This is a genomic window from Microbacterium sp. NPDC055665 (genome assembly GCF_053618035.1).
The window spans coordinates 28,836-50,870 of the sequence record NZ_JBSHGY010000009.1; the positions used below are offsets into that span (position 1 = coordinate 28,836).

Sequence of the window (22,035 nt, forward strand, 5' to 3'; positions counted from 1 at the left end):
ACGATCCGCACGTCGACGGGAGAACGGATGCGCGGGGAAGCCACGGTGCTGCACGCCGACCTCGATGCGTTCTACGCCTCGGTCGAGCAGCGTGATGCGCCCGAGCTGCGCGGTCGTCCCGTCATCGTGGGCGGCGGGGTCGTGCTGGCCGCGAGCTACGAGGCGAAGGCGCGCGGTGTCCGCACGGCGATGGGCGGCCGGCAGGCGCGCGAACTCTGCCCCGACGCCGTCGTCGTCCCTCCGCGCATGGACGCCTACTCCGCCGCGAGCAAAGACGTGTTCGCGATCTTCCGCGACACCACGCCGCTCGTCGAGGGCCTCTCGATCGACGAGGCGTTTCTCGAGGTCGGGGGTCTGCGACGCATCGCCGGTACGCCGGAGCAGATCGCGGCGCGGCTGCGCGAACGCGTGCGCGCGGAGGCCGGGCTGGCGATCTCGGTCGGGGTCGCTCGCACGAAGTTCCTCGCCAAGGTCGCCAGCGCCGTGAGCAAACCCGACGGCCTGCTGGTCGTCGAGCCCGAGCGGGAGGAGGAGTTCCTGCTGCCGCTCCCGGTCGAACGGCTGTGGGGTGTGGGAGCCGTGACGGCCGAGAAGCTGCACCGCTACGGCATCCGCACCGTCGGCGAGCTCGCCGAGCTCGAAGCCGCGACAGCGGAGCGGATGCTGGGCAAGGCGACGGGCGCGCATGTGCACGCGCTCGCTCGGCTACGGGATCCGCGACCGGTCGACGCCACTCGGCGGCGGGGATCCATCGGCTCGCAGCGTGCGCTCGGGAGACGCCCGCGATCTGCCGAGGAGCTCGACCTCATCCTCACGCAGATCGTCGACCGGCTCGCTCGGCGGCTCCGCGACGGCGACCGCGTCTGCCGCACCGTCGTGCTGCGCCTGCGCTTCGGCGACTTCACGAAAGCCACCCGTTCTCGCTCGCTGCGCGCTCCCACCGACCGCACCGCCATCGTGCTCACCGTTGCCCGTGCCCTGCTCGCCGCGGCTCAGGCCGACATCACCGCGCGCGGCATCACTCTGATCGGCATCTCGCTGTCGCAGCTCGACCGCGCAGGAGACGTGCAGCCCGAGCTGCCGATCGACTGGGGTGATGAGGCGCGCCTCGACTCCGTGCTCGACACGCTGCGTGACCGCTACGGGTCGACTTCGGTCTCGCGGGCGGCGCAGCTGGGTCGCGACCCGGGGTGGTCGTCGCCGATCCTGCCCGAGCACGAGTGAGCCGCGCCGGGCCTCGCACGTTCGGCCGCTGCGACCGCGCGTTCGGCAGCTGTGCCCGCGCGTTCGGTCGCTGTGACCGCACGTTCGGCCGCTGTGACCGCGCGTTCTGAAGGAGATCACACGATATGAAGGAGTCTTTTCGCGGATGGCTCCTTCATTTCGCGAGATCTCCTTCATTTCGTGAGATCTCCTTCATGTCGGGAGGGCTCCTAGCGGCGAGATCTCTTTCATGTCGGAGGTCATGTAGCCGGGAGGGCTCCTAGCCGCGAGATCTCCTTCAGGTAAGGAGGGCGCCTTCTCGCTGGGAGGGCTCCTTCGCGTCGGGACGGCTCTATCGCCCACCGCTCGGACGTCTACCGCCGAATGTGACGCCGCGTCCTGCGCAGCATCAGGCCTTGAGCATCGAGGCGCGGGAGATCAGCCCGTCGACCACGTCGAAGGTCGCGATGGTCTCGGTGGCGACGCCCCCGTTGATGACCTGCTCCTGCGCGACGACCCACCGGGCACCGAACAGCACGCTCGTCTCGATCACGCACGACAGCTCGGGGTTCTGCAGCCGCGGCTCGTAGAACGCGCGGATCGCGGCCGACCCCACCACGGGCTCGGGAGCGACGCCGGTGATCACAGCATCCGCGGCATAGGTGGCCACGAAGGCGTCGAGGTCGTGCGCGTTGAACGCGTCGAGCTGCGCCTGCACGGTGTCCAGGGCAGAGCGGGAGGCGGCAGAGCGGGAGGTGGCAGAGCGGGAGATGAGGTCAGTCAATGCGAACGCCTCCGTTGACGTCGTAGGTGGCTCCGGTGATGAAGCGAGCGCGCTCCGATGCGAGGGAGGAGATGATCCAGGCGACGTCTTCCGGCTGCCCGAACGCCCCGAGCGGGATGCCGGCTTCGAGCTTCTCGCGGCCCGCGCCCTGCAACTGGTCGGTGATCGCGCTCTTGACCGGGCCGGGGGTGACGGCGTTCACGCGGATGCCCTCGGATGCGAGGTGCCGGGCGAAGCTGCGCGTGATGGCGAGCATCGCTCCCTTGCTCGCGGCATAGTGGATGCCGGTCTGCAGCGCGCCGACCTGCCCGGCGATCGAGGCGATGTTGATCACGGAGCGATCTCCCTCGGCGGACCGTAGCAGCGGGAGGGCGCCGCGGGTCAGGAAGAACGTGCCGCGGGCGTTGGTCTCGAGGACCATGTCCCACTCGTCGAAGTCGATGTCGTCATAGGGGGTGTACGGGCAGACGCCGCCGTTGTTGACGAGCACGTGCAGCGAGCCCCAGGCGGCCGTGATCTCGTCGACCAGCGCGTCGATCGACTCGCGTTCGCGCAGGTCGAGGCGCGAGACGTGCACCTCGGGCGATCCGGCAGCGCGGCATTCCTCGGCGACACGGAGGGCTTCGGCCTCCCGCCCCGCATACGTGATCCAGAGGGCGGTGCCTTCCCGGGCGAGGTCGAGGGCGGCGGCGGTTCCGATGCCGGAACTGGCCCCCGTGATCAGAGCGCGGCGCGTAGTCATGCGTCCGATGCTATAGCAAAATGCGGGTGCGGCGCCGAGGCCAAAAAAGGGAGACGATCGAGGGCGGCTACGGCGCGCCGAGCCTCGACACGCGGATGCCGCATCGGTTCGTCTGGGTTTTCGCCCCGGTGGCCTCGACCCGAGCGAGCCCCACAGCCTCACCCCACGGAGCCAGCTCACGGCGCCAGCTCGCAGCAGCGCCGTGCAGACATCTGCTAGATGCTATAGCATCGCTGTCATGACTGAGCCCTTCATCCTCGTCAGCGACTGCGACCTGCCAGGAACCGTCATCGAAGACACCCTCCGGCAGGCGGGGCTGCGTGCCGATCGTGCCGCCTCCGGCAGCCTCGCAGACATCGCCGCGGCCGGTTCCGACGCCGAAGGGCTCGTCGTGCAGTGGGCGCAGATCACCGGCGAGGTGATGGACCGGATGCCGAACCTGCGCATCATCAGCCGCGTCGGCATCGGCTACGACATGGTCGACGTCGAGGCCGCCACTGCGCGCGGCATCGCGGTCGCGAACACCCCCGGCTATTGCATCGAAGAGGTCGCCGCGCACACGATCGCGATGATCATGACGCAGGCCCGCGGCCTCCCCGCCTACGACCGCGCCGTGCGCGCCGGCACCTGGAAGGCCGTCGACGCCCGCCCGCTCGCCGTGCGCCCCTCGGCCACCACCGTCTCGGTGCTCGGCTTCGGTCGCATCGGATCGATGGTCGCCCGCGGCTGCCGTGCGCTGGGCTTCCGGGTGCTCGTCGCCGACCCGTACGCCCCCGCCGACGCCGTGCGCGAGGCCGGTTGCGAGCTCGTCGAGATCCCGGATGCCGTGGCTCGGGCCGACATCCTCACCCTGCACGTGCCGCTGACCGACGAGACACGGCACCTGATCGATGCCGCAGCCATCGCGACCATGAAGCCGGGGGCCGTCGTCGTCAACACCTGCCGCGGTCCGCTCATCGACGAGGAGGCGCTCGCGGCCTCACTCCGCGCCGGGCACCTCGGCGCCGCCGCCCTCGACGTGTTCGCGGGCGAACCCCTCGCCGCCGACTCCCCGCTCCGCGACCTCGAGCAGGTGCTGCTGACCCCGCACGCCGCCTGGTTCTCTCCCGAGGCGTTGGCGGATCTGCCCGTGCACGCGGCCGAGAACATCATCCGGTACCTCGCCGGCGAGTCCGTGCCGATCGTCAACCCGACCTACGCCCCCGCGCGCTGACCGAAGGATCATCATGGAACTGCTGCGACTCGGCGCCTCCGGCCAGGAACGCCCGTACGTCCGCGAGGCCGGTGTCGTCTACGACCTCGCACCCCTCACCGCCGAGATCGACGGAGCCTTCCTCGCGTCCGACGGCATCGCGCGCGTCCGCGCGGCACTGAGCCGCAGCGAGCTGCCCACGGCGGAGGTCGAGGGGCTGCGCATCGGCGCCCCGGTCGCTCGTCCGACCGCGGTGGTCTGCATCGGCCAGAATTACGCCGCGCACGCAGCCGAGTCGGGGTCGCTGCCGCCCGAGCATCCGGTGATCTTCTTCAAGCATCCGAACACCGTCGTCGGCCCGAACGACGTCGTGCTGCTGCCGCCGGGCGCCGAGAAGGTCGACTGGGAGGTCGAGCTGGCGATCGTGATCGGCAAGACGGCTCGGTACCTGTCGTCGCCGGATGCCGCGCGCGAGGTGATCGCCGGGTACACGATCTCGAACGACGTGTCAGAGCGGGCCTACCAGCTCGATGTCTCGGGCGGCCAGTGGTCGAAGGGCAAGTGCTCCGAGACGTTCAACCCGCTCGGTCCCGTGCTCGTGCCCGCCGACGAGGTCGACCCGCAGGCGCTGCGGCTGCGCTCGTTCGTGAACGGCGAGCCGCGTCAGGACTCGTCGACCGCCGACATGATCTTCCCGGTGCTGCAGATCGTGCACGAGCTGAGCCAGTACCTCGTGCTCGAACCCGGCGACGTGATCAACACCGGCACCCCGCAGGGCGTCGCGCTCTCCGGCCGCTTCCCGTACCTGCAGGACGGCGACGAGATGACGATCGAGATCGAGGGTCTCGGCCGCCAGCACCAGCGCACCGAGCGGGTGCACCTGGGCTGAGCCTGCGCCACCCGGCGGCCTGTGTCCGAGGCACGGTTCCTTTTGCTGAGTGCACCGTGCCTCGGGCAGAGGTCGTCGGGGGTCCGTCGGTGTCGCGGAGGGATGTCCCGGATCAGGCGATCCGGCGAAATCAGGCGGATGCGCTGCGAAGGAGCCTGTTTTCGTGGACTCGCCTGATTCGGCGGGGCCGAAAGGGCGCGCAGTCCGCGGCGCGCCCGTCTCAGCCGGCGAACAGCGCGACGGGCAGCCCCCGCACGCCGGGCCGCACCGCGAACACCGAACCCGCCTCCGTGCCGTGGTCGTCCGGGAGCCCCTGCGCCGAGGTCGTGATGTAGAGCGTGCCGAGGTCATCTCCGCCGAACGTACAGGCCGACACCTGCGGCACGGGAAGGTCGATCGTCTGCAGGAGCGCCCCGGTCGCGTCGTAGCCGTGCACGGCGCTGCCACCCCAGAGGGCGACCCACACGCTGCCGTCCGCGGCGACCGTCAACCCGTCCGGCGATCCCTGCTCCTCGGGAATCGAGACGAACGCCCGCCGCCCGCGCAGCTCGCCCTCGGCCACATCGAACACGTCGATGCGGTGCGTGGCGGTGTCGACGTAGTAGGCGCGGCGGCCGTCGGGCGAGAACCCGATGCCGTTCGAGATGGTGGCCCGGGGCAACACGGTCGAAGTGCCGAGCTCCGCGTCGACGCGCAGCACGAACCCCGCGTCCGGGGTCGAGTCGTAGGCCATCGACCCGGCCAGCAGGCGGCCGCGCGGGTCGCAGCATCCGTCGTTCATGCGCACGTGCGGGTCGTCGCCCAGGGTCGCCGCCGCGCGGGTCTCGCCGTCGACGTCGTCCGCGAGGTAGAGCGTGCGGGCGCCGACGGCCACCAGCCCGCCGTTCGTGCGTGGCCGTGCGAAGGCCAGGTACTCGTCGTCGATGTGCTGGCGGGTCACCCCGTCGGAGCGCAGCGTGAGCAGATCGCCGGCCTCGCCGTCGACCCACCGCAGCCCGCCCCAGCCGGGCCACCACACGGGACCTTCGGCGTGATGGGCGACGGGACCGGTGACGTTCTCCGGGGTCATGCTTCTTCTCTCGGCTGGGTTCGCGGGGGTGCCGGGCGGAGCGGGTCGACGATCGGCATCCGCTCGGGTTCCGGTGCGGTTCCGGGCGCGGAGTCGGTTGCGGATGCCGGAGCGGTGGCTGCCCCGGCCGGAAGCTCGCGCGCCACCTGCTTCTCGAGCACCGTAACGGCGTCGTCGGAGAGCAGGATCAGGCCGTCGAGCTCTTCGCGCACCCGCTTGTAGGCCACGTTGCGCTCGGCCTGCGTGGCCGATTCGTCGACCGCGACCTTGAGCAGCTGCTGGGCGCGCTCGAGGCGCTTGCGCTCCGGCTCGGTGAACGTCGAGTCGCGCAGCCGCCGGGCATCCTTCTCCGCGATCTCGAACGCGACCGCATAGTCGCCCACGGCCTGCAGGTATTCGGTGATCTGCTGCTCCGACACCTTCGCCTCGGCGGATGCCGGTCGCAGCGCATCCGCCGTCTTCTTGGCGCGCAGGAACGCGGCGGTCAGCGGCTGACGACCATCGCTCATGGCGGGGAAGGCGATGAGCTTCGCGACGTCGAGTTCGTAGTCGAGCCAGCGCGCGGTGATCTCGTCGTGCTCGGCGAACAGTCGCGCGACGAGGTCGTTCGGGGCGACGGATGCCGTGGTGTCGACCACCGAGGGTCCGCGGCGCTTGGCCTGCTGGGTGAGTGCGCGCGCTTCGATCTCGGCGGTCTTCAGCTGCGCCTTCATGCGCAGAGTCTCCAGGCGGCGCTCATGACGACGCTTGGAGCCCTGCTCCCATGCCTTCGCGGCACCGCCGGCCATCCCCATGATGGGGAAGATGAGCCACCAGTAGTTGCCCGCGAAGTTCCAGAAGCCCTGGATGAACTCGTCCATGATGCGTTCAGCCTACTTCTCGGGGTACTCGCGCGATGCGTGGTCTTCGTCGGAGACCCGCGCACCCGAGCGCCGACACCATCCGTTCACCCGACGTTCCATTCGGAGTACGGCGGTCTCGTAATTGCCCGTCACCTTCGGGAGTTGGAATACCGATGTTCTCGGAATTCCGAGGACTCTCCTCCCGAAAGGTCATCATGCGCCGCTTCACCCTGCCCGTCGTCGGCCTCCTGGGCGTGGCCGCCCTCGCCCTCACCGCATGCCAGAGCCCGACCGCCGAGGCGGCCCCGGCCGATCCCGACGCCCCCATCACGATCGCCACGCTTCCCGTCGGCGACGATCCCACCGCCGAGAACCCGATCGAGGTGTTCGCCGAGCTGTTCGAAGCCGCGACCGGCCGCGACGTCGAGGTCACCGACGTGCCCGACTACCTCAGCGTCGTCGAGGCGATCCGCGCCGACCACGTCGACATCGGCATCATGAGCGGCTTCCCCTCCGCGCTCGCCGTGAACACCGGAGAGGTCGATGCCCTGGTCGCCTTCGAGGGCGACGGCAAGCCGGTCTCGACCTGCGTCGTGCTCGAGGACTCGCCCATCCAGACCGTCGAAGACCTCGAGGGCAAGACCGTGGCGTTCGCCGACCAGGCCTCCAGTTCGGGCTACTTCATGCCCGTGTACATGCTGCACGAGGCCGGGCTCGAGCAGGGCGCCGACTACGAGGCCATCTTCGCGGGTGGACACGAGGGCAGCTTCGCCGCGCTGGAGCAGGGGCAGGTGGATGCCGCGTGCACCGCGGTCATGCTCACCGAGCTCGGCGCCCCGATGTTCCCGTTCGCGGACGGCGAGTGGCGCGCGGTGGGCGAGAGCCCGGCGATGGACATCCAGGGCGCCGTGCTCGGTCGTCAGTCGCTGGATGCCGAGACCCGCAAGGTGATCCAGGACGGCATCGCCGAGGTGTTCTCCCCCGAGAACGCCGAGCGTCTGGGCGCATTCGGCGCGTTCGCCGCCGCCCCGCAGACGGCCGACCCCGAGGGAGCGGACTTCGAGTCCTTCGCCCAGATCGCGGCCGTCGCCGGCGTCGAGCTCAAGGACCTCAAGTGACCGTGCTGATCCACCGCCGAAACGGAGACGAAGCGGCTCCGGGTGGGCGTGTCGCGGACCGACCCGCCGCACCCGGCACGGATGGTCTGGGTTTCGGCACGGAGGCCTCCGACGTGCGCACCCCCACCGCCGAACTGCGCCAGGCGCTCCCGCTCGTGACCGTCCGCGGCCTGCAGGTGGCGTACGACGAGAACACCGTGCTCGACGGCGTCGACCTCGACCTGTTCCCGGGCGAGATGGTGGCTCTGCTCGGGGCCTCCGGTTCCGGCAAGTCGACCCTGATGCGCAGTCTGACCGGGTTCGCGCCGATTTCCGCCGGCACGGTGCGGGTCGCCGGGCACGACGTCACGAACCTCGCCCGCGGCGAACTGCGCACGCTGCGCTCCGAGGTCGGGCAGGTGTTCCAGCAGTTCAACCTGATCCCGCGGCTCAGCGTCATGACCAACGTGCTCACGGGCGCACTGCACGGCGCGGGGCCGATCAACCTCGCCGGGGGCTTCTCGACCGCACACCGCCGTCGGGCGCTCGAGCTGCTCGATCGGGTCGGCATCGCGCACAAGGCATCCGCCCCCGCGCGCTCGCTCTCGGGCGGACAGCAGCAGCGGGTGGCGATCGCGCGCGCACTGATGCAGCAGCCGAAGGTGATCCTGGCCGATGAGCCGGTCGCCTCACTCGACCCGAACCTCGCGGGCTCGGTGCTCGAACTGCTGCGCGAGATCGCGACGCAGGACGGCATCCCGGTGCTGGTGAGCCTGCACGTGCTGCCCCTGGCCCTCGCCCACAGCGATCGGATCGTGGGACTGCGGCACGGCGAGATGCTCGTCTCGGGAGTGACCTCGCAGCTGGATGCCGCCACACTCAGCCCGCTGTACGACGACGAGGAGGACGGCGATGACCACGACCACTGAACCGCGGGCCGACCGAACGGACCGCACCGCGCGCCCCACGCTCGATCCGGCCGAGCGCGCCCGGCTCGAGAGCGCGTTCCGGGTGCCACGCGCCCGCTTCCTGATCGGCCTGCCGGTCGCGTTCCTGCTGTTGCTCTGGTCTTTCAACGGCGCCGAGTTCAACTTCGTGAAGCTCGGCGAGGGCGCGGTCAACATGGGCGAGTTCCTCTCGCGCCTGTTCCCGCCCGACTTCTCGAAGATCGGCACCATCCTGGCGCTGCTGCTCGAGACCTTCCAGATGGCGGTCGTCGGCACCGTGCTCGGTGCGGTGCTGTCGCTCATCGTCGCGTTCGGGGCCACATCGACCCTCGCGCCGAAGTGGCTGTACTACCCGACGCGCTGGATCATGAACGTCATCCGCTCGGTGCCCGACCTGGTGTTCGCTCTCATGTTCGTCTCGGCCGTAGGGCTCGGACCCTTCGCCGGCATCCTGGCCATGACGCTCGGCTCCATCGGCTCGATCGGCAAGATCTTCGCCGAGGCGATGGAGCAGGTCGACCGCGGACCCGTCGTCGCGATGGAGGCCGTCGGTGCCTCGAAGCGCCAGGTGATCCAGTACGGCATCCTCCCGCAGGCCGCGCCCCTGCTCACCTCGTACACGCTGCTGCTGTTCGAGGGGAACGTGCGCGGTGCGACCATCCTCGGCCTCGTCGGCGCCGGCGGCATCGGCCTCGAGCTGACCACCGCCATGCGCATGTACGACTACGGCCACCTCAGCGCCATCATCATCTGCATCATCGTGCTCGTCACGGTGATCGACCAGGGCAGTGCCCTCATCCGAAGGAGAATCACATGACCATCATCGACACCGACCTCGTCCTCAGCGCACCGGTCAACCTGCGCGACCTCGGCGGCATCGCGATCGACGGCGGCGTGCTCCGCGAGGGGGTCGCCATCCGCACGGACGACCTCGCCTACGTCACCGAGCAGGTCGCGGACGAGCTCGTCGCGGGCGGGCTCACCGCGATCATCGACCTGCGCTCGCCGCTCGAGGTCTCGGTCACCGGCCGTGGACCGCTGGGCGAGCATCCGGTCGCGTACCACCACCTGCCCCTGATCGCGGATGTCGGGGAGTCGATGGACCGCGACAAGCCGGCCCTCACGCACGAGGCCATGGGTCTGATGTACCGGCGCATGGTCGACGGGGCGGCGCCGCAGCTCGTGATCGCGCTCAACGTGATCGCGTACACCCCCGGCACGGCGGCCTTCCACTGCGCGGCGGGCCGCGACCGCACCGGGGTGCTCGCGGCCATGCTGCTGCTCGCCCTGGGGGCGCACGACGACGACATCGTCACGGACTACGCTCGCACGGGCGACAACATGGTCGCGATCATGGCGCGCACCGCACCCGTGATGGGGGCGATGTGGAAGGCCCTCGGCTTCGACGCCGACGCGCTCGGGAAGACCTCATCGCTGCTCGAAGGCTCGATGGACGTGTCGATGCGCAGCCTGCTCGACACCCTCCGTGCGCAGCACGGTGACCCGCTGACCCCGCTGCGCGCCGCGGGGCTCTCGGATGCCACGATCGCCCGTTTGCGCGAGCGGGCGCTCGCCGCGTGACGGTTCTGACGGCGGACGCCGGGGCCGCGGTTCGCCGCCGCCCCGGTCGTCCGCGCGACGAAGACCTCGACGGGCAGATCGTCGCGGCGACGCTCGCGATCATCGACGCCGGCGACGAGGTGACGGTGTCGCGCGTGGTCGCCGGCAGCGGGGTGAGCCGGGCGGCCCTGTATCGACGCTGGCCCTCGCTCACGCTGCTGATCGCGGCGGCGCTCGACGTCGGCCGCGAGGTGCCGCCCGAGTACCCGGCGGATGCCGACCTGCACGAGATCCTGTTCGCGGGGCTCGGGCTCGGTGCCGAGGGAGTCGCCCCCTCGGCTCCCGGATACTCCGAAGAGCGGTTCCGGCAGCGCATCCGTCTGGTGATGGCGGACCGCGCTCTGCAGAAGACGTACTGGGAGTCGCACGTGTCGCGGCGCCGGGTGCCGTTGCAGAACGCATTGCGCGCGGGGATGGCGCGGGGTGAGCTGCGACCCGACCTCGACGTCGAGGCCTGCTTCGACGCGATCGCCGGGGTGGCCTACTACCAGCTCGTGGTTCGCGGCGACCGGGTCAGCGACCCCGCCGTGGTCGAGCGGATGCGGGCCGCGATCCAGGTGATCTGGCGCGGGATGGTGGCCTGAGGGGCAATTATGTACATAATGCCTCTAATAGCACTTATGCCTATAATGGAGGCATGACCACGCTCACCCGCAGCATCCCCTCCAAGGACCTTCGCGACAGCCTCGCCGATGTGCTCGGTGGAGTCGCTTACGGGTCGGAGCGCGTCGGGGTGACGCGGCATGGCAAGCTCACCGCGGTCGTGATCAGCGTCGACGATCTCGAGCTGCTGGAGGAACTGGAGGCCGCGCGCGATGCGGCGGAGTTCCGTGCAGCGAAGGCTGCGGATGACGGCGAGCGCATCTCGCTCGACGATCTTCGCGCCGAGTTCTCGTGACGGCGTATCGCGTCGAATTCACTGCGCCGGCCGCGAAGGAGATCCGCAAGCTCGACCCCCAGGTCAGGCGTCGCATCCTCGCCGGCATCGCCGCGCTGGAGAAGGAGCCGCGTCCGAGAGGAGTCCGCAAGCTGACCGGCTTCGACAATGCCTGGCGCATCCGGATCGGCGATCACCGCGTGCTGTACGAGGTCGTCGACGATGTCGTGGTGGTGTCCGTGTTCCGGGTCGCGCATCGTCGGGACGTGCACGCCGACCTGTGATGTGTGCTGCCGGCGTCAGCTCTTCGTGAGGTCCTGCGCGAACATCACGAGGATGCCGCTCGGGCCGCGGAGATACGTGAGTTTGTAGACGTCCTGGTAGTTCGCGACGCCGCGCAGCGGGTGGTAGCCGTGGCGGGCGGCGATCGCGAGCGACTCGTCGATGTCGTCGACCGAGAAGGCGATGCGGTGCATGCCGATCTCGTTCGGCAGGGTCGGCTCCGTCTCGATCGCGTCCGGGTGGATGTACTCGAACAGCTCGATCTGGCCGCGTCCGTCGGGGGTCTGCAGCACGGCGATCTTGGCGTGGTTGCCGTCGAGTCCGACCGCGGTCGACGCCCACTCCCCGCTGACCTCGTCGCGACCGAGCACCGTGAGGCCGATGTCGGTGAAGAAGGAGATGGTCGCTTCCAGGTCGCGCACGGCGATCCCGACGTTCTCGAGTGTGATGGGCATGGGAGGGATGCTACTCGCGCGCGCCCGCCGTGTCCCCGGGCAGTTCCCGCACAACTTCGGATCCTGGAACCGACGCGCCGACGTAATGCCCTTCGTGATCGGCGTGTCGCTCGCGATCTCCGAAGTTGTGCGTGCGGGGACGGACGGGCGGGGGAGTCGGGATGGCGCGGAGATGACGGGAGCGGGGACGGGGAGTCGGGGTCAGTGCCCGAGCTTCTCGGCGCAGGCCACGCAGTACTCGGCGAACGGGCGCGCCTGGAGCCGGCCCGCGGGGATCGGCCGGCCGCAGTTGGCGCAGACGCCGTAGGTGCCGGCATCCACTCGGGCCAGCGCGTCGTCGACCTGGCGGAGCTCGGATGCCGCGGCCTCGGCGAGCCCGGTCAGCCGTGACCACTCCGACGACAGGGTGACGCCCTCGGGGTCGTGCTCGTCGTCGTCGTTCGAGCTCTCGCGGTCGTGGGTGAGCTCGTCGAGGGTCGCGGCCGTCGCCTGCACCCGCGCCTCGGCCTGAGCGCGCAGTGCGAGCAGACGTTCCCGGGCGGTCATGCCCTCACTCTAGGCAGGTCCACCGACACCCGGGTCGACGTCGGCGGGTGTCGTTTGGCGCCCGGGCCTCCAGGCGGAGAACTCCCCGTCGGGCGGAGAACTCCCCGTCGGGCGGAGAACTCCCCGTCGGGCGGAGAACTTCCCGCCAAGCGGAGAACTCCCCGTCGGGCGGAGCTTTCAGCCCAGTTCGTCCTCCCGACACGGAGAACTCCGCCCGACGCAGACTGCCCGTCGACCGACACTCCCCGCCGACACCGGGCCCTCAGGACGAGTGCCGTGCCGTCGGCACCGAGTCGGTCGTCGTCGGAACGGCCACGGCCTTCATGCCGGGGTGGTCGCGCTCGAGCGCCGCGCCCTCCATGTCGACGTTCGGCAGGATGCGGTCGAGCCAGCGCGGCAGCCACCAGGCCGAGCGGCCGAGGAGGTGCATGAGCGCGGGCATCAGCAGCATCCGCACCACGAACGCATCGAGCAGCACACCGAACGCGAGACCGAACCCGATCGAGCGGATGATGGTCGACTCCGAGAAGATGAACCCGCCGAACACCGACACCATGATGAGGGCGGCGGCGGTCACGACCGAGCGGCCGGCGCGGAAGCCCTGGGCCACGGCATCGCGCGCCGAGGCGCCGTGCACGTACGCCTCGCGCATGCCGGAGGCAAGGAACAGCTGATAGTCCATCGCGAGCCCGAAAAGGATGCCGACGAGGATCACCGGCAGGAAGCTCAGGATCGGCCCGGTGCTGTGCAGCCCGATGATCTCGGCGCCCCAGCCGAACTGGAACACCGCCACGATCAGGCCGTACGTCGCGAACAGCGAGAGCACGAAGCCGCCGGTGGCGATGAGCGGCACGAGCAGCGAGCGGAACACCACGATCATGATCAGCAGCGAGAGCCCGACCACGACCACGAGGTACAGCGGCAGGACTCCGGCCAGCGCCTCGGAGATGTCGATGTTGATCGCGGCCTGACCGGCGACGCCGAGAGTGATCCCGTCGCCGACCGCCGGCATCGAGCGCAGGTCCTGCACGAGCTTCTCGGTGGAGACGCTGTTCGGCCCTTCCTTCGGCAAGACCTGGAACGCGAGGAGGGTGTTGTCGTCGGATGCCGCGATCGGCGCGACGGCCACCACGTCGTCCTGGTCGGCGATGGCCTGCGCGATCGTGACCTGGGTGGAGAGCAGGTCGTCGTCGCTGACCGCGTCGTCGAGGGTGGCGGTGACCAGCAGCGGGCCGTTGGCCCCTTCGCCGAACTGCTCGTCGACGGTCTGGAACGCGCGGTAGCTGGTCGAGTCGCTCGGCTCGCTCGATCCGTCGGGCAGGCCGAGTCGCATCGACATGGCGGGGATCGCGATGATCAGCAGCGCGACCACGCTCGCGAGCGTCGTGACGACCGCGCGCAGGGTCGACATGCGCTTCACGGGCTTGCCGGCCGCGTGCTCCTGACCGACCGTGGCGCGAGCGCGACGGCTGAGCAGACGGTCGCCGACGAGGCCGAGGATGGCGGGGGCGAGGGTGATCGCGACGAGCACGGCCACCGCGACGCACACGGCGCCGACCGTGCCCATGAGGCCGAGGAACGGCACGCCGGTCACGTTGAGCGCGAGCAGTGCGACGATCACGGTGGTCCCCGCGAACACCACGGCCGTGCCGGAGGTGCCCGTGGCGAGGCCGATCGATTCGCGCACCGGGACGCCGGCGAGCAGCTGCTTGCGGTGCCGGTTGACGATGAAGAGGGAGTAGTCGATGCCGACCGCGAGACCGAGCATCACACCCAGCACCGGGGTCACCGAGGCCATGTCGACCACACCGGAGAAGGCGAGGGATGCCGTGACTCCGACACCGACGCCGACGATGGCGGTGACGATGGGGAGGGCTGCGGCGATGAGCGAGCCGAGCATCACGATGAGGACGATCGCGGCGAACACGAGGCCGACCGCTTCGCCGACGCCGAAGATCTCGGGCACGCCCTGCGCGATGTCGGTGCCGAAGTCCACCTCGGTCCCCTCGACCGGAGCGGAGGCGAAGTGATCGATCGTGCCCTGCTTGACCTCTTCCGAGAGCTCCAGGCGCGGGTCGACGAACGAGACGTTGACGATGGCGGTCGAGCCGTCTTCGGACACCACGCCGATGCCATCGGCCAGGTCGAGCAGGGTCGAGCCCAGCTCCGCCTGGTCGGCGTTCTCCTGCAGGGTGATGCGGGACTGATCGAGCTTCGCGTTCTGCGCTTCGAGTTCGGCGGCCTGGGCGTTCAGTGCCGCGACCTGGGCGTCGAGGGCGGCGAGCTGCTCGGGACCGGCGCCGGCCTGCTCCGCCTGGGTGCGGGCGGCCGCGAGCTGCGTGAGACCGGCTTCGATCTGGGCTCTGCCCTCGTCGATCTGCGTCTGAGCGGCATCCAGCTGGGTGCGGCCGTCGGCGATCTGCTTCTCGCCGTCGGCCAGCTCCTGGGCCCGATCTGCCTGCTGCTGCTGTGCGTCGAACGGATCGATCACGGACGCGACTCCGTCGAGGTCCTCCGCGCCGGCAGCGAGGTCCGAGATCTCCTGCTTCTGCTCGTCGGTGAACGCCGAACCGTCGGTGGTCCGGTAGACGACCGTTCCGGTGCCGCCGGCGGAATCCGGGAGCTTCTCGGCGAGCTCGTCGGTCACCGCGCCCGAGGCGGTGCCGGGGATGTCGAAGCTGTTGCTCAGCGTGCCCCCGAGTGTGAGGAAGGCGCCGACGCCGAGACCGAGGATCAGAATCCACGACACGATCACCGTCCACGCCTTGCGCGCAGCGAACGAACCCAGACGGTACAGCAGTGATGCCACAGTGGTCTCCTTCAGACTCAAAGATCATACGGCACGTCTCGTCTAGCGATCTGTGGCTATCCTGAACGCATGGTGAACGAGCATCGGAGCGGGCCTGTGCGCAGCACGGCGGCGCGCGAGGCGATCCTCGATGCGACCTCTCGGCTTTTCCACGCGCAGGGGTACGACCGGCTCACGATCGAGGGCATCGCCAAGGAAGCCGGCGTCGGAAAGCAGACGATCTACCGCTGGTGGCCCTCGCGCGGTGCACTGATCGCCGATTGCCTCGTGGATGGCCGTCTCATCCCCGTGGACTTCGTCGTGCCCGACACCGGTGACCTGCTCGCCGACGTCGAGACCTGGCTGCGTTCGGTGCTGTCGATCCTGGAGGCGCCCCAGGGTGATGCGCTGCTGCGGTCGCTCGTCGCCGCAGCCGCCGATGATGCCGACGTGGGTGTGCATCTCAGTGAGAGTCTCGGAGTCGAGCAGCATCTGTCGGAGCGCCTGCGCGGCGGCATCCGCGACGGGCAGCTGCCGGCCGATGCGCCGGTCGCTCAGATCGGCAGGGCCATCCTCGGCGCGATCATCGTGGAATCCCTCGGCCGCGAAGCCCGGGACTCCGCGGCGGTCGTCGGACTGGTCGGGTACCTCCTCCGCCGCTGAGTGTCGGCGGATGGCACATGGGATTGCGGTCACGTCAGGTGGCCTCGTTCGCCGGTCTGCGCTTCCCGGCCGGACCGGTGCCCGAACGCGAACGCACCGGCATCGGGATTGCGCCGCGGCCGGGCGTGCCGGGTCGCCATCGCATCGACCGCCTCGTCCACTCGATCTCGGCGGGAGGCCAAGACGAGTGCGGTGCCGGTGCCGGCCTCCTCGACGATCGATCGTCGGCTGTCCTGGATGCGGCTCATGACGCCTCGGGCGAAGCCTCGCAGGAAGCCGCTGCGCGCGCGCCGCTTCTCGGATTCCGTGTGCCGCCCGTAGATCTCGCGGTGCACGGACCACCACTTCCGCATCGCGACCATCGCCTGCACCTCGAGGCTCGCAGTGAGGGTGCGCACCTGCGCGACGTCGGACGCATGCCCGACCAGGAGGAGTGCCGCGCCGGGGGAGATGTCGATACCCAGCGGCCGCACGGTGCCCAGCGCCTGCGCGACTCCCGAGCCGATCTCCTGCAGATCCCGGGCGTACACGCCGCTGAACAGCATCCGCTCGTGAACGATCTGCTCCTGAGCCTTCCCGAGTCGACCGCGACGCTCGTCGATACGGGCCTGATCTATGCCGTACTTCACGATCAGCCGCTCGGCGTGCTCGGTCAGAGCCTCCGCCTCTTCCGGCGTCGTGCTCTCGGCCTTCGCCAGCAGTTTCGTGATCAGATCGAGTTTCGCCTCGGTCATGGCATCCCCCTTGGTGGTGTGATGCTTCGTATCCTCCGCGGGGGCACCCGCATTCAGAGGGGCGATCACGACGAGTGGGGAGAAGGCTGTTCTCGGATGACCTGTGGAGGATTGCTCCGCGGTTGCCGGTCGCGAGTACGAGCGGATGCCGTGACTACTCGAGCCACTCCGTGACGAAGCGGTCGTTCGCGTGGATGTGGGTCGCCTCGTACGTGCCGCCATCGAGCACCTCGAAACGGTGGGAGACGAGTGCGGGGACGACGAGGATCTGACCGCCGACGCCGACGACCTGCTCGTCGCCGACCGTGAACAGCGCGCGGCCCTGGTGGATGACGAACGTCTCGGCATACGGATGCTGATGCAGTCGCGGTCCTCGACCGGGAGTCGTGATGAACTCGCGCATGATGCTCACGGGCGAGCCGAGCAGGTATCCCTCGATGTCTTCATCGCGGGCCACGTCTCTGGGCTGGATGGTCATGGTGCCTCCGTTCCCGCCCGAGGGTACGCGCGCGGCGCGACGGCGTCGAGAGTCAGGACTGTTCCTGCGGAGAAAAGCGCCTGCCGCGGCCTTCTGCCCGCAGCGAGGCCGCGGGAAGTGCATTCTGCCGACGGAAGCGACGCGCGCCGCCCGTGCGACTCCAGCCGCGCCGTCCTCGGCCAACTACGCCTGCCGCGGCCTTCTCGGCGCGAAGAGGCCGCGGGAACTGCTTTATGCCGACGGAAGCGACGCACGACGGAGGCGCCAGCGGCCCGGAGCCGCGGCCTCAGCCGAGGATGAGCGTGATCACGGTCGCGCCGCCACCGCCGAGGATGAGCGCGATGATCACGGTCCAGGCGACGATGCGGATGCGCCGGTTGCGCTTCTCGCCGAGGTCGCCGTAGTCCTCTTCGTTCGGGTTCTGCCGGCTCAGGTCGCTCATGCGCTGACCTCCGTGACCGTGGGACCGAAGTACGAGGGCAGCGTGGCCTGCGAGCGCTCGCGCAGTTCGGCGATCGACACGGTGAAGACGTCCTGCACCTCGAGCTTCGCGCCCTCGGTGTCGGTCACGCCGATGCGCATCACCGGGTAGTCGCGTCCCTCGCACAGGCCGCGGAACCTCACGTCGTCCTCACGCGGCACGGTCACGATCACGCGGCCGGTCGACTCGGAGAACAGGGCGGATGCGGCGTCCACTCCGTTGCTCTCGATGATCTCGTTCAGCCAGACGCGCGCGCCGACGCCGAAGCGCATGACACCCTCGGCGAGAGCCTGCGCGAGGCCGCCTTCGGAGACATCGTGCGCCGACGAGATGAGCCACTCGTCACGGGCGGCGGAGAGCAGACCCGCGAGGCGCTTCTCGCCGGCGAGATCGACCTTGGGCGGCAGTCCGCCGAGGTGGTCGTGCACGACGTCGGCCCAGGCCGAACCCGAGAGCTCGGTCGAGGTGGTGCCGAGCAGGTAGATGTTCTGACCCTCGTCCTGCCATCCGGAGGGGATGCGGCGCGAGACGTCGTCGATGATGCCGAGCACGCCCACGAGCGGGGTCGGGTGGATCGGCACGTCGCCGGTCTGGTTGTAGAACGAGACGTTGCCGCCGGTGACCGGGGTGCCGAGCTCGTAGCAGCCGTCGGCGAGGCCGTCGACCGTCTGACCGAACTGCCACATGACCTCGGGGTTCTCGGGAGAGCCGAAGTTCAGGCAGTCGGTGATGGCCGTGGGCACGGCACCGGTGACGGCGACGTTGCGGTAGGCCTCGGCCAGGGCGAGCTGCGCACCCGCGTACGGGTCGAGCTGGCAGTACCGGCCGTTGGCGTCGGTCGAGATCGCGAAGCCGAGGCCCGACTCCTCGTCGACGCGGATCATGCCGGCGTCGTCGGGGAAGCTCAGGGCCGTGTTGCCGAGCACGTAGTAGTCGTACTGGTTGGTGATCCAGCTCGTGTCGGCCAGGTTCGGCGAGGCGACGAGGGCGAGAAACTGCTCGCGCAGCGTCTCCGGGTCGTTCGCGCGGGGCAGGTTCTCGGCGGCATCCGCCTGCAGGGCGTCGATCCACGTCGGGTACGCGACCGGACGGTCGTAGACGGGGCCGTCGACGGCGACGGTCGAGGGGTCGACGTCGACGATGCGCTCGCCCTGCCAGTCGATGATGAGGCGTCCGTCGCCGGTGACCTCGCCGAGCACGGAGGTCTCGACCTCCCACTTGTTCACGACCTCGAGGAAGGCGTCGAGCTTCTCGCGAGCGACGATCGCCATCATGCGCTCCTGCGACTCCGACATGAGGATCTCCTCGGCCGTGAGCGTGGGGTCGCGCAGCAGCACGTTGTCGAGCGAGACCTTCATGCCGCTGTTGCCGTTGGCGGCGAGCTCGCTGGTCGCGCAGGAGATGCCGGCGGCACCCAGGTCCTGGATCGCCTCGACGAGCTCACCGCGGTAGAGCTCGAGGCAGCACTCGATGAGCACCTTCTCGGCGAACGGGTCGCCCACCTGCACGGCGGGGCGCTTGGTCGGGCCGGTGGAGTCGAACGAGTCGGAGGCCAGGATGCTGGCGCCGCCGATGCCATCGCCACCCGTGCGGGCACCGAACAGGACGACCTTGTTGCCGACGCCGGTCGCGTTGGCGAGCTTGAGGTCTTCGTGGCGCAGCACGCCCACCGCGAGCGCGTTCACGAGCGGGTTTGCCTGGTAGACCGAGTCGAAGACCGTCTCGCCGCCGATGTTCGGCAGACCCAGGCAGTTGCCGTAGAAGCTGATGCCGCTGGTCACGCCGTGCACGACGCGGGCGGTGTCGGGGTGGTCGACCGCGCCGAAGCGCAGGGCGTCCATGACCGCGACCGGGCGAGCGCCCATCGAGATGATGTCGCGGACGATGCCGCCGACGCCGGTCGCCGCACCCTGGAAGGGCTCGATGAACGACGGGTGGTTGTGCGACTCGGCCTTGAAGGTGACGGCCCAGCCCTCGCCGACGTCGACGACGCCCGCGTTCTGGCCCATGCCCACCATGAGCCGTTCCTTCATCTCGTCGGACACTTTCTGGCCGAAGCGGCGCAGGTAGTTCTTCGACGACTTGTAGGAGCAGTGCTCCGACCACATGACGGAGTACATCGCCAGCTCGCCCGACGTGGGGCGGCGGCCGAGGATCTCCTTGATGCGCTCGTACTCGTCGGGCTTGAGTCCGAGGGCCGCGTACGGCTGCTCCTTCTCGGGCGTCGCGATCGCGTTCTCGACGGAGTCGGGGACGTGCTGGTGGGAAGGTGCAGGGGCGGTGGTCACGCGCACTCCAAAGGAAGGGGCCGGCGGGGCATGCTCAGTCTACCGGCGCGGGTAGCGAGGCTCTCCCGCGAGCGCGGGCGGTCAGATCGCTCTCGGTGAGGGCGGCAGCGATGTCTCTCCTCGTGTGAAGCACGCGATGGACTCGCACGGCGTCCGGATCATCGGTGTAGATGACGAGGTACGGATGGTTTCGAAGAGGGAAGGCGCGGATGTCGGGAATCTCGGTCACCAGCTCGAAGCGCGCCGATCCCAGCGAGGGATACGCAGCGAGCCGGCTCATCGCATGCTGGAGGTCGTCGATGAACGCGATCGCGACCGGCGGCCCTGCTTCGCCGAGGTAGCGCGCGACCGCGCCGTCGATGTCCTCATCCGCCCGCCTGGTGGAGACGACTCGCCCTGCAGTCACGCGTCGGCGGCGTCTGCGTGGACGCGGTCTCGGAGGCGATCGAAGTACGCCTGGTCCACTTCGGAACCCGGCCCCGACGTCATCCCGTCGACAACCAGGGATCGCAGCTGCTCGCGGGCCTGCTCATGGCGGATCAACTCACGCATGAACTCGCTGCTGTTGCTGTAGCCGCGCTCGGCCACCTGCGTTTCGACGAAGTCCTTCAGCGCGTCCGGAAGAGAGATGTTCATCGTGGCCATACCTCCACGCTAATACCGATGGCAAAGTTTGTCATTGCACTAGTGAACGTCACCGGGGCAGCGATTCCCTCCCGCGGTGGCGCAGTTGCAGAGAATGAGGAAAGTGGGGCTGCATCCGATCCAACCGGAACGTGCCCCAGTCCGCGGCATCCAGGTCCCACGCGAGCAGGTACCAGCGGCCTTCGCGGGCGACCACCGCGTGCGGCTCGGTGCGTCGGGCCGGGCGATCGCGGTCGGAGCCGTAGTCGAAGCGCAGCACCTGCCGGTCGCGCACGGCCGCGCTCGCCGCTTCGAGCACCGCCGGATCGACGCGCACATCGGCAGCGGCACCCGTGAAGCGGATGCCGTCGACACGGTGCCGCAGCCGCGAGGGCATGACCTGCCGCACGGTGGCGAGTGCCCGCGCCGCGCCCTCCTCGATGTCGACACCGCTGGAGGAGACGGTCTGCAGCGCCACCGCGATCGCCACCGCCTGGTCGTCGTCGAACAGCAGCGGCGGCAGCTCGGAGCCGGCCGCGAGACGGTAGCCGCCGTCGGGGCCCTTGATCGCGCCGATCCGGTAGCCGAGCTCGCGCAGCCGATCGACGTCGCGGCGCACCGTGCGCGGGCTGACCTCCAAGCGTTCGGCGAGCACGTGGCCCGGCCAGTCGCGCGGTGTCTGCAGCAGCGACAGCAGCGCGAGCATGCGCGACGAGCTTCCGGTCATGGGATTCAGTCTGCCCGAGGTAGAGGACAGAAACCGACCGCTACCCCTGTGATCGTTGCACTCAGGCGGTTCCGAACGGCGGGCCGCACGAGAAGGAGACATCTCATGAGCATCACCACCACGACCCACCTGAACTTCCGCGGCACGGCTCGGCAGGCGCTCGAGTTCTACCGGTCCGTCTTCGGAGGCGAGGTCACCGCCGCGACCTACGGGCAGTTCGGCATGCCGGAAGGGGTGCCCGGCTTCGACAAGATCGTGTTCGGGCAGCTCGAGTCGGACGGCCTCCGCCTGATGGCGTACGACATCCCGGGACTGGACGACCCCGACCCGACGGCGACCGCCGGCACCACACGCCGGGAGAACGGCGCGACGATCACCGACCGGACGTTCTTCCAGTCGCTGCGGGCGGACTCACTCGACGAGATCCGCGGCTACTGGGACGGTCTGGCCGACGGTGCGACGGTCATCGAGCCGCTCGCGGCCTCGGCGTGGTCGGCCGGGTTCGGGATGCTCACCGACCGTTTCGGCGTGACCTGGGTGCTCGACGTGCAGGCCGGCTGACCCCACTGCCGAACCACCCCCTTCCGTTCGACCCGGCCCCTTGCGTGCGCACCCCACGGGGCGGGGGGGGCGCCGAGCGGGGTGGGATTAAAAAAAAACAGCCCCCCCCACAAAGGAAAAAACAGGGTTGCGGGGGTAGGGGGTGT

At 69.6% G+C, this 22,035-nt stretch carries 25 protein-coding genes and 1 pseudogene; 12 read left to right on the top strand and 14 right to left on the bottom strand.

What is annotated here, in order from left to right; genetic code table 11:
* The first annotated feature begins 27 nt into the window (after positions 1–27).
* Complete coding sequence (gene dinB / locus ACWGO6_RS16000) at positions 28–1,224, top strand: DNA polymerase IV (RefSeq protein WP_136041795.1); 1,197 nt, start codon at positions 28–30, stop codon at positions 1,222–1,224.
* A 388-nt stretch (positions 1,225–1,612) separates the two neighbouring features.
* On the opposite strand, the gene ACWGO6_RS16005 is transcribed toward dinB, so the two are convergent.
* The gene (locus ACWGO6_RS16005) at positions 1,613–1,987 is read right to left on the bottom strand and encodes a nuclear transport factor 2 family protein (RefSeq protein WP_240745049.1); all 375 of its coding nucleotides are present in this window, start codon (positions 1,985–1,987) and stop codon (positions 1,613–1,615) included.
* Complete coding sequence (locus tag ACWGO6_RS16010; RefSeq protein WP_136041796.1) at positions 1,980–2,729, bottom strand: SDR family NAD(P)-dependent oxidoreductase; 750 nt, start codon at positions 2,727–2,729, stop codon at positions 1,980–1,982. The genes ACWGO6_RS16005 and ACWGO6_RS16010 overlap by 8 nt, the downstream gene beginning before the upstream one ends.
* Before the next feature lie 238 nt (positions 2,730–2,967).
* Between ACWGO6_RS16010 and ACWGO6_RS16015 the strand changes: the two genes are divergently transcribed.
* Together ACWGO6_RS16015 and ACWGO6_RS16020 are read left to right on the top strand one after the other, a co-directional pair.
* Positions 2,968–3,942 carry a C-terminal binding protein gene (locus ACWGO6_RS16015; protein ID WP_452327244.1) on the top strand — a complete coding sequence of 325 codons (975 nt, stop codon included), beginning with the start codon at positions 2,968–2,970 and terminating at the stop codon, positions 3,940–3,942.
* 13 nt (positions 3,943–3,955) lie between these two features.
* Entirely contained in the window at positions 3,956–4,810 is an 855-nt protein-coding gene (locus tag ACWGO6_RS16020; protein ID WP_136041798.1) for a fumarylacetoacetate hydrolase family protein, read from the top strand.
* Positions 4,811–5,030: 220 nt separating this feature from the next.
* Here the strand turns inward: ACWGO6_RS16020 and ACWGO6_RS16025 are convergent, their stop codons facing one another.
* Both ACWGO6_RS16025 and ACWGO6_RS16030 read right to left on the bottom strand, forming a co-directional pair.
* Positions 5,031–5,879 carry an SMP-30/gluconolactonase/LRE family protein gene (locus ACWGO6_RS16025; protein WP_452327245.1) on the bottom strand — a complete coding sequence of 283 codons (849 nt, stop codon included), beginning with the start codon at positions 5,877–5,879 and terminating at the stop codon, positions 5,031–5,033.
* Positions 5,876–6,739: a hypothetical protein gene (locus ACWGO6_RS16030; RefSeq protein ID WP_452327246.1), complete on the bottom strand. Its 864-nt coding sequence runs from the start codon at positions 6,737–6,739 to the stop codon at positions 5,876–5,878. The genes ACWGO6_RS16025 and ACWGO6_RS16030 overlap by 4 nt, the downstream gene beginning before the upstream one ends.
* A 155-nt stretch (positions 6,740–6,894) precedes the next feature.
* Between ACWGO6_RS16030 and phnD the strand changes: the two genes are divergently transcribed.
* Genes phnD through ACWGO6_RS16065 form a run of 7 tightly spaced genes read left to right on the top strand, consistent with a single transcriptional unit; the run spans position 6,895 to position 11,546 of the window.
* Positions 6,895–7,839 carry a phosphate/phosphite/phosphonate ABC transporter substrate-binding protein gene (gene phnD, locus ACWGO6_RS16035; RefSeq protein WP_452327247.1) on the top strand — a complete coding sequence of 315 codons (945 nt, stop codon included), beginning with the start codon at positions 6,895–6,897 and terminating at the stop codon, positions 7,837–7,839.
* On the top strand, positions 7,836–8,747 hold the full coding sequence (locus ACWGO6_RS16040) for a phosphonate ABC transporter ATP-binding protein (RefSeq protein WP_452327248.1): 912 nt from the start codon (positions 7,836–7,838) through the stop codon (positions 8,745–8,747). The genes phnD and ACWGO6_RS16040 overlap by 4 nt, the downstream gene beginning before the upstream one ends.
* Positions 8,731–9,582, top strand: a complete 852-nt coding sequence (gene phnE / locus ACWGO6_RS16045; RefSeq protein WP_452327249.1) for a phosphonate ABC transporter, permease protein PhnE — start codon at positions 8,731–8,733, stop codon at positions 9,580–9,582. The genes ACWGO6_RS16040 and phnE overlap by 17 nt, the downstream gene beginning before the upstream one ends.
* A complete protein-coding gene (locus ACWGO6_RS16050) occupies positions 9,579–10,346 on the top strand; it encodes a tyrosine-protein phosphatase (RefSeq protein WP_452327250.1) in 768 nt (255 codons plus the stop codon). Before phnE ends, ACWGO6_RS16050 begins: the two co-directional genes overlap by 4 nt.
* The gene (locus ACWGO6_RS16055) at positions 10,343–10,969 is read left to right on the top strand and encodes a TetR-like C-terminal domain-containing protein (protein ID WP_452327251.1); all 627 of its coding nucleotides are present in this window, start codon (positions 10,343–10,345) and stop codon (positions 10,967–10,969) included. Before ACWGO6_RS16050 ends, ACWGO6_RS16055 begins: the two co-directional genes overlap by 4 nt.
* A gap of 53 nt (positions 10,970–11,022) precedes the next feature.
* A complete protein-coding gene (locus ACWGO6_RS16060) occupies positions 11,023–11,283 on the top strand; it encodes a type II toxin-antitoxin system prevent-host-death family antitoxin (RefSeq protein WP_452327252.1) in 261 nt (86 codons plus the stop codon).
* Positions 11,280–11,546 (top strand): type II toxin-antitoxin system RelE family toxin, encoded by a 267-nt coding sequence (locus ACWGO6_RS16065; RefSeq protein ID WP_452327253.1) that lies wholly within the window; start codon positions 11,280–11,282, stop codon positions 11,544–11,546. The genes ACWGO6_RS16060 and ACWGO6_RS16065 overlap by 4 nt, the downstream gene beginning before the upstream one ends.
* A 15-nt stretch (positions 11,547–11,561) precedes the next feature.
* On the opposite strand, the gene ACWGO6_RS16070 is transcribed toward ACWGO6_RS16065, so the two are convergent.
* The 3 genes from ACWGO6_RS16070 to ACWGO6_RS16080 form a co-directional block, all read right to left on the bottom strand.
* Positions 11,562–11,999, bottom strand: coding sequence for a VOC family protein (locus tag ACWGO6_RS16070; RefSeq protein ID WP_136041806.1), 438 nt, complete (start codon positions 11,997–11,999; stop codon positions 11,562–11,564).
* A 201-nt stretch (positions 12,000–12,200) separates the two neighbouring features.
* A complete protein-coding gene (locus ACWGO6_RS16075) occupies positions 12,201–12,545 on the bottom strand; it encodes a TraR/DksA family transcriptional regulator (RefSeq protein ID WP_136041807.1) in 345 nt (114 codons plus the stop codon).
* Positions 12,546–12,807: 262 nt separating this feature from the next.
* Positions 12,808–15,354: an MMPL family transporter gene (locus tag ACWGO6_RS16080; RefSeq protein ID WP_452327254.1), complete on the bottom strand. Its 2,547-nt coding sequence runs from the start codon at positions 15,352–15,354 to the stop codon at positions 12,808–12,810.
* Positions 15,355–15,423: 69 nt separating this feature from the next.
* On the opposite strand from ACWGO6_RS16080, the gene ACWGO6_RS16085 reads away from it, so the two are divergent.
* Positions 15,424–15,996, top strand: a complete 573-nt coding sequence (locus tag ACWGO6_RS16085) for a TetR/AcrR family transcriptional regulator (protein ID WP_452327255.1) — start codon at positions 15,424–15,426, stop codon at positions 15,994–15,996.
* 29 nt (positions 15,997–16,025) lie between these two features.
* Here the strand turns inward: ACWGO6_RS16085 and ACWGO6_RS16090 are convergent, their stop codons facing one another.
* The 7 genes and pseudogenes from ACWGO6_RS16090 to ACWGO6_RS16120 all read right to left on the bottom strand — a co-directional run.
* Complete coding sequence (locus ACWGO6_RS16090) at positions 16,026–16,730, bottom strand: DUF2786 domain-containing protein (RefSeq protein WP_168429578.1); 705 nt, start codon at positions 16,728–16,730, stop codon at positions 16,026–16,028.
* A gap of 154 nt (positions 16,731–16,884) precedes the next feature.
* Positions 16,885–17,208, bottom strand: a complete 324-nt coding sequence (locus tag ACWGO6_RS16095; RefSeq protein ID WP_136041811.1) for a cupin domain-containing protein — start codon at positions 17,206–17,208, stop codon at positions 16,885–16,887.
* A 286-nt stretch (positions 17,209–17,494) separates the two neighbouring features.
* Entirely contained in the window at positions 17,495–17,650 is a 156-nt protein-coding gene (locus ACWGO6_RS16100) for a hypothetical protein (protein ID WP_168429579.1), read from the bottom strand.
* Positions 17,647–19,977, bottom strand: a complete 2,331-nt coding sequence (gene purL / locus ACWGO6_RS16105; RefSeq protein ID WP_452327256.1) for a phosphoribosylformylglycinamidine synthase subunit PurL — start codon at positions 19,975–19,977, stop codon at positions 17,647–17,649. Before purL ends, ACWGO6_RS16100 begins: the two co-directional genes overlap by 4 nt.
* Positions 19,978–20,011: 34 nt before the next feature.
* Positions 20,012–20,383 (bottom strand): type II toxin-antitoxin system RelE/ParE family toxin, encoded by a 372-nt coding sequence (locus ACWGO6_RS16110; protein ID WP_452327257.1) that lies wholly within the window; start codon positions 20,381–20,383, stop codon positions 20,012–20,014.
* Positions 20,380–20,622: a ribbon-helix-helix domain-containing protein gene (locus ACWGO6_RS16115; RefSeq protein ID WP_029263097.1), complete on the bottom strand. Its 243-nt coding sequence runs from the start codon at positions 20,620–20,622 to the stop codon at positions 20,380–20,382. The genes ACWGO6_RS16110 and ACWGO6_RS16115 overlap by 4 nt, the downstream gene beginning before the upstream one ends.
* 97 nt (positions 20,623–20,719) lie before the next feature.
* A pseudogene (locus ACWGO6_RS16120) lies at positions 20,720–21,328 on the bottom strand (helix-turn-helix transcriptional regulator); the annotation flags it as partial.
* A gap of 105 nt (positions 21,329–21,433) precedes the next feature.
* Here ACWGO6_RS16120 and ACWGO6_RS16125 point away from each other — a divergent pair.
* Positions 21,434–21,889 (top strand): VOC family protein, encoded by a 456-nt coding sequence (locus ACWGO6_RS16125; protein ID WP_452327258.1) that lies wholly within the window; start codon positions 21,434–21,436, stop codon positions 21,887–21,889.
* Positions 21,890–22,035 lie beyond the last annotated feature (146 nt).

Excerpts from the sequence above, each read along its gene's own strand:
- ACWGO6_RS16010 (WP_136041796.1), bottom strand. The coding sequence starts at position 2,729 with ATGACTACGCGCCGCGCTCTGATCACGGGGGCCAGTTCCGGCATCGGA.
- ACWGO6_RS16075 (WP_136041807.1), bottom strand. The coding sequence starts at position 12,545 with ATGACCGCCCGGGAACGTCTGCTCGCACTGCGCGCTCAGGCCGAGGCG.
- phnD (WP_452327247.1), top strand. The coding sequence starts at position 6,895 with ATGTTCTCGGAATTCCGAGGACTCTCCTCCCGAAAGGTCATCATGCGC.
- ACWGO6_RS16095 (WP_136041811.1), bottom strand. The coding sequence starts at position 17,208 with ATGACCATCCAGCCCAGAGACGTGGCCCGCGATGAAGACATCGAGGGA.
- phnE (WP_452327249.1), top strand. The coding sequence starts at position 8,731 with ATGACCACGACCACTGAACCGCGGGCCGACCGAACGGACCGCACCGCG.
- ACWGO6_RS16085 (WP_452327255.1), top strand. The coding sequence starts at position 15,424 with ATGGTGAACGAGCATCGGAGCGGGCCTGTGCGCAGCACGGCGGCGCGC.
- ACWGO6_RS16050 (WP_452327250.1), top strand. The coding sequence starts at position 9,579 with ATGACCATCATCGACACCGACCTCGTCCTCAGCGCACCGGTCAACCTG.
- ACWGO6_RS16030 (WP_452327246.1), bottom strand. The coding sequence starts at position 6,739 with ATGGACGAGTTCATCCAGGGCTTCTGGAACTTCGCGGGCAACTACTGG.
- ACWGO6_RS16020 (WP_136041798.1), top strand. The coding sequence starts at position 3,956 with ATGGAACTGCTGCGACTCGGCGCCTCCGGCCAGGAACGCCCGTACGTC.
- ACWGO6_RS16125 (WP_452327258.1), top strand. The coding sequence starts at position 21,434 with ATGAGCATCACCACCACGACCCACCTGAACTTCCGCGGCACGGCTCGG.
- ACWGO6_RS16070 (WP_136041806.1), bottom strand. The coding sequence starts at position 11,999 with ATGCCCATCACACTCGAGAACGTCGGGATCGCCGTGCGCGACCTGGAA.
- ACWGO6_RS16015 (WP_452327244.1), top strand. The coding sequence starts at position 2,968 with ATGACTGAGCCCTTCATCCTCGTCAGCGACTGCGACCTGCCAGGAACC.
- ACWGO6_RS16060 (WP_452327252.1), top strand. The coding sequence starts at position 11,023 with ATGACCACGCTCACCCGCAGCATCCCCTCCAAGGACCTTCGCGACAGC.
- dinB (WP_136041795.1), top strand. The coding sequence starts at position 28 with ATGCGCGGGGAAGCCACGGTGCTGCACGCCGACCTCGATGCGTTCTAC.
- ACWGO6_RS16090 (WP_168429578.1), bottom strand. The coding sequence starts at position 16,730 with ATGACCGAGGCGAAACTCGATCTGATCACGAAACTGCTGGCGAAGGCC.
- ACWGO6_RS16100 (WP_168429579.1), bottom strand. The coding sequence starts at position 17,650 with ATGAGCGACCTGAGCCGGCAGAACCCGAACGAAGAGGACTACGGCGAC.
- ACWGO6_RS16115 (WP_029263097.1), bottom strand. The coding sequence starts at position 20,622 with ATGGCCACGATGAACATCTCTCTTCCGGACGCGCTGAAGGACTTCGTC.
- ACWGO6_RS16025 (WP_452327245.1), bottom strand. The coding sequence starts at position 5,879 with ATGACCCCGGAGAACGTCACCGGTCCCGTCGCCCATCACGCCGAAGGT.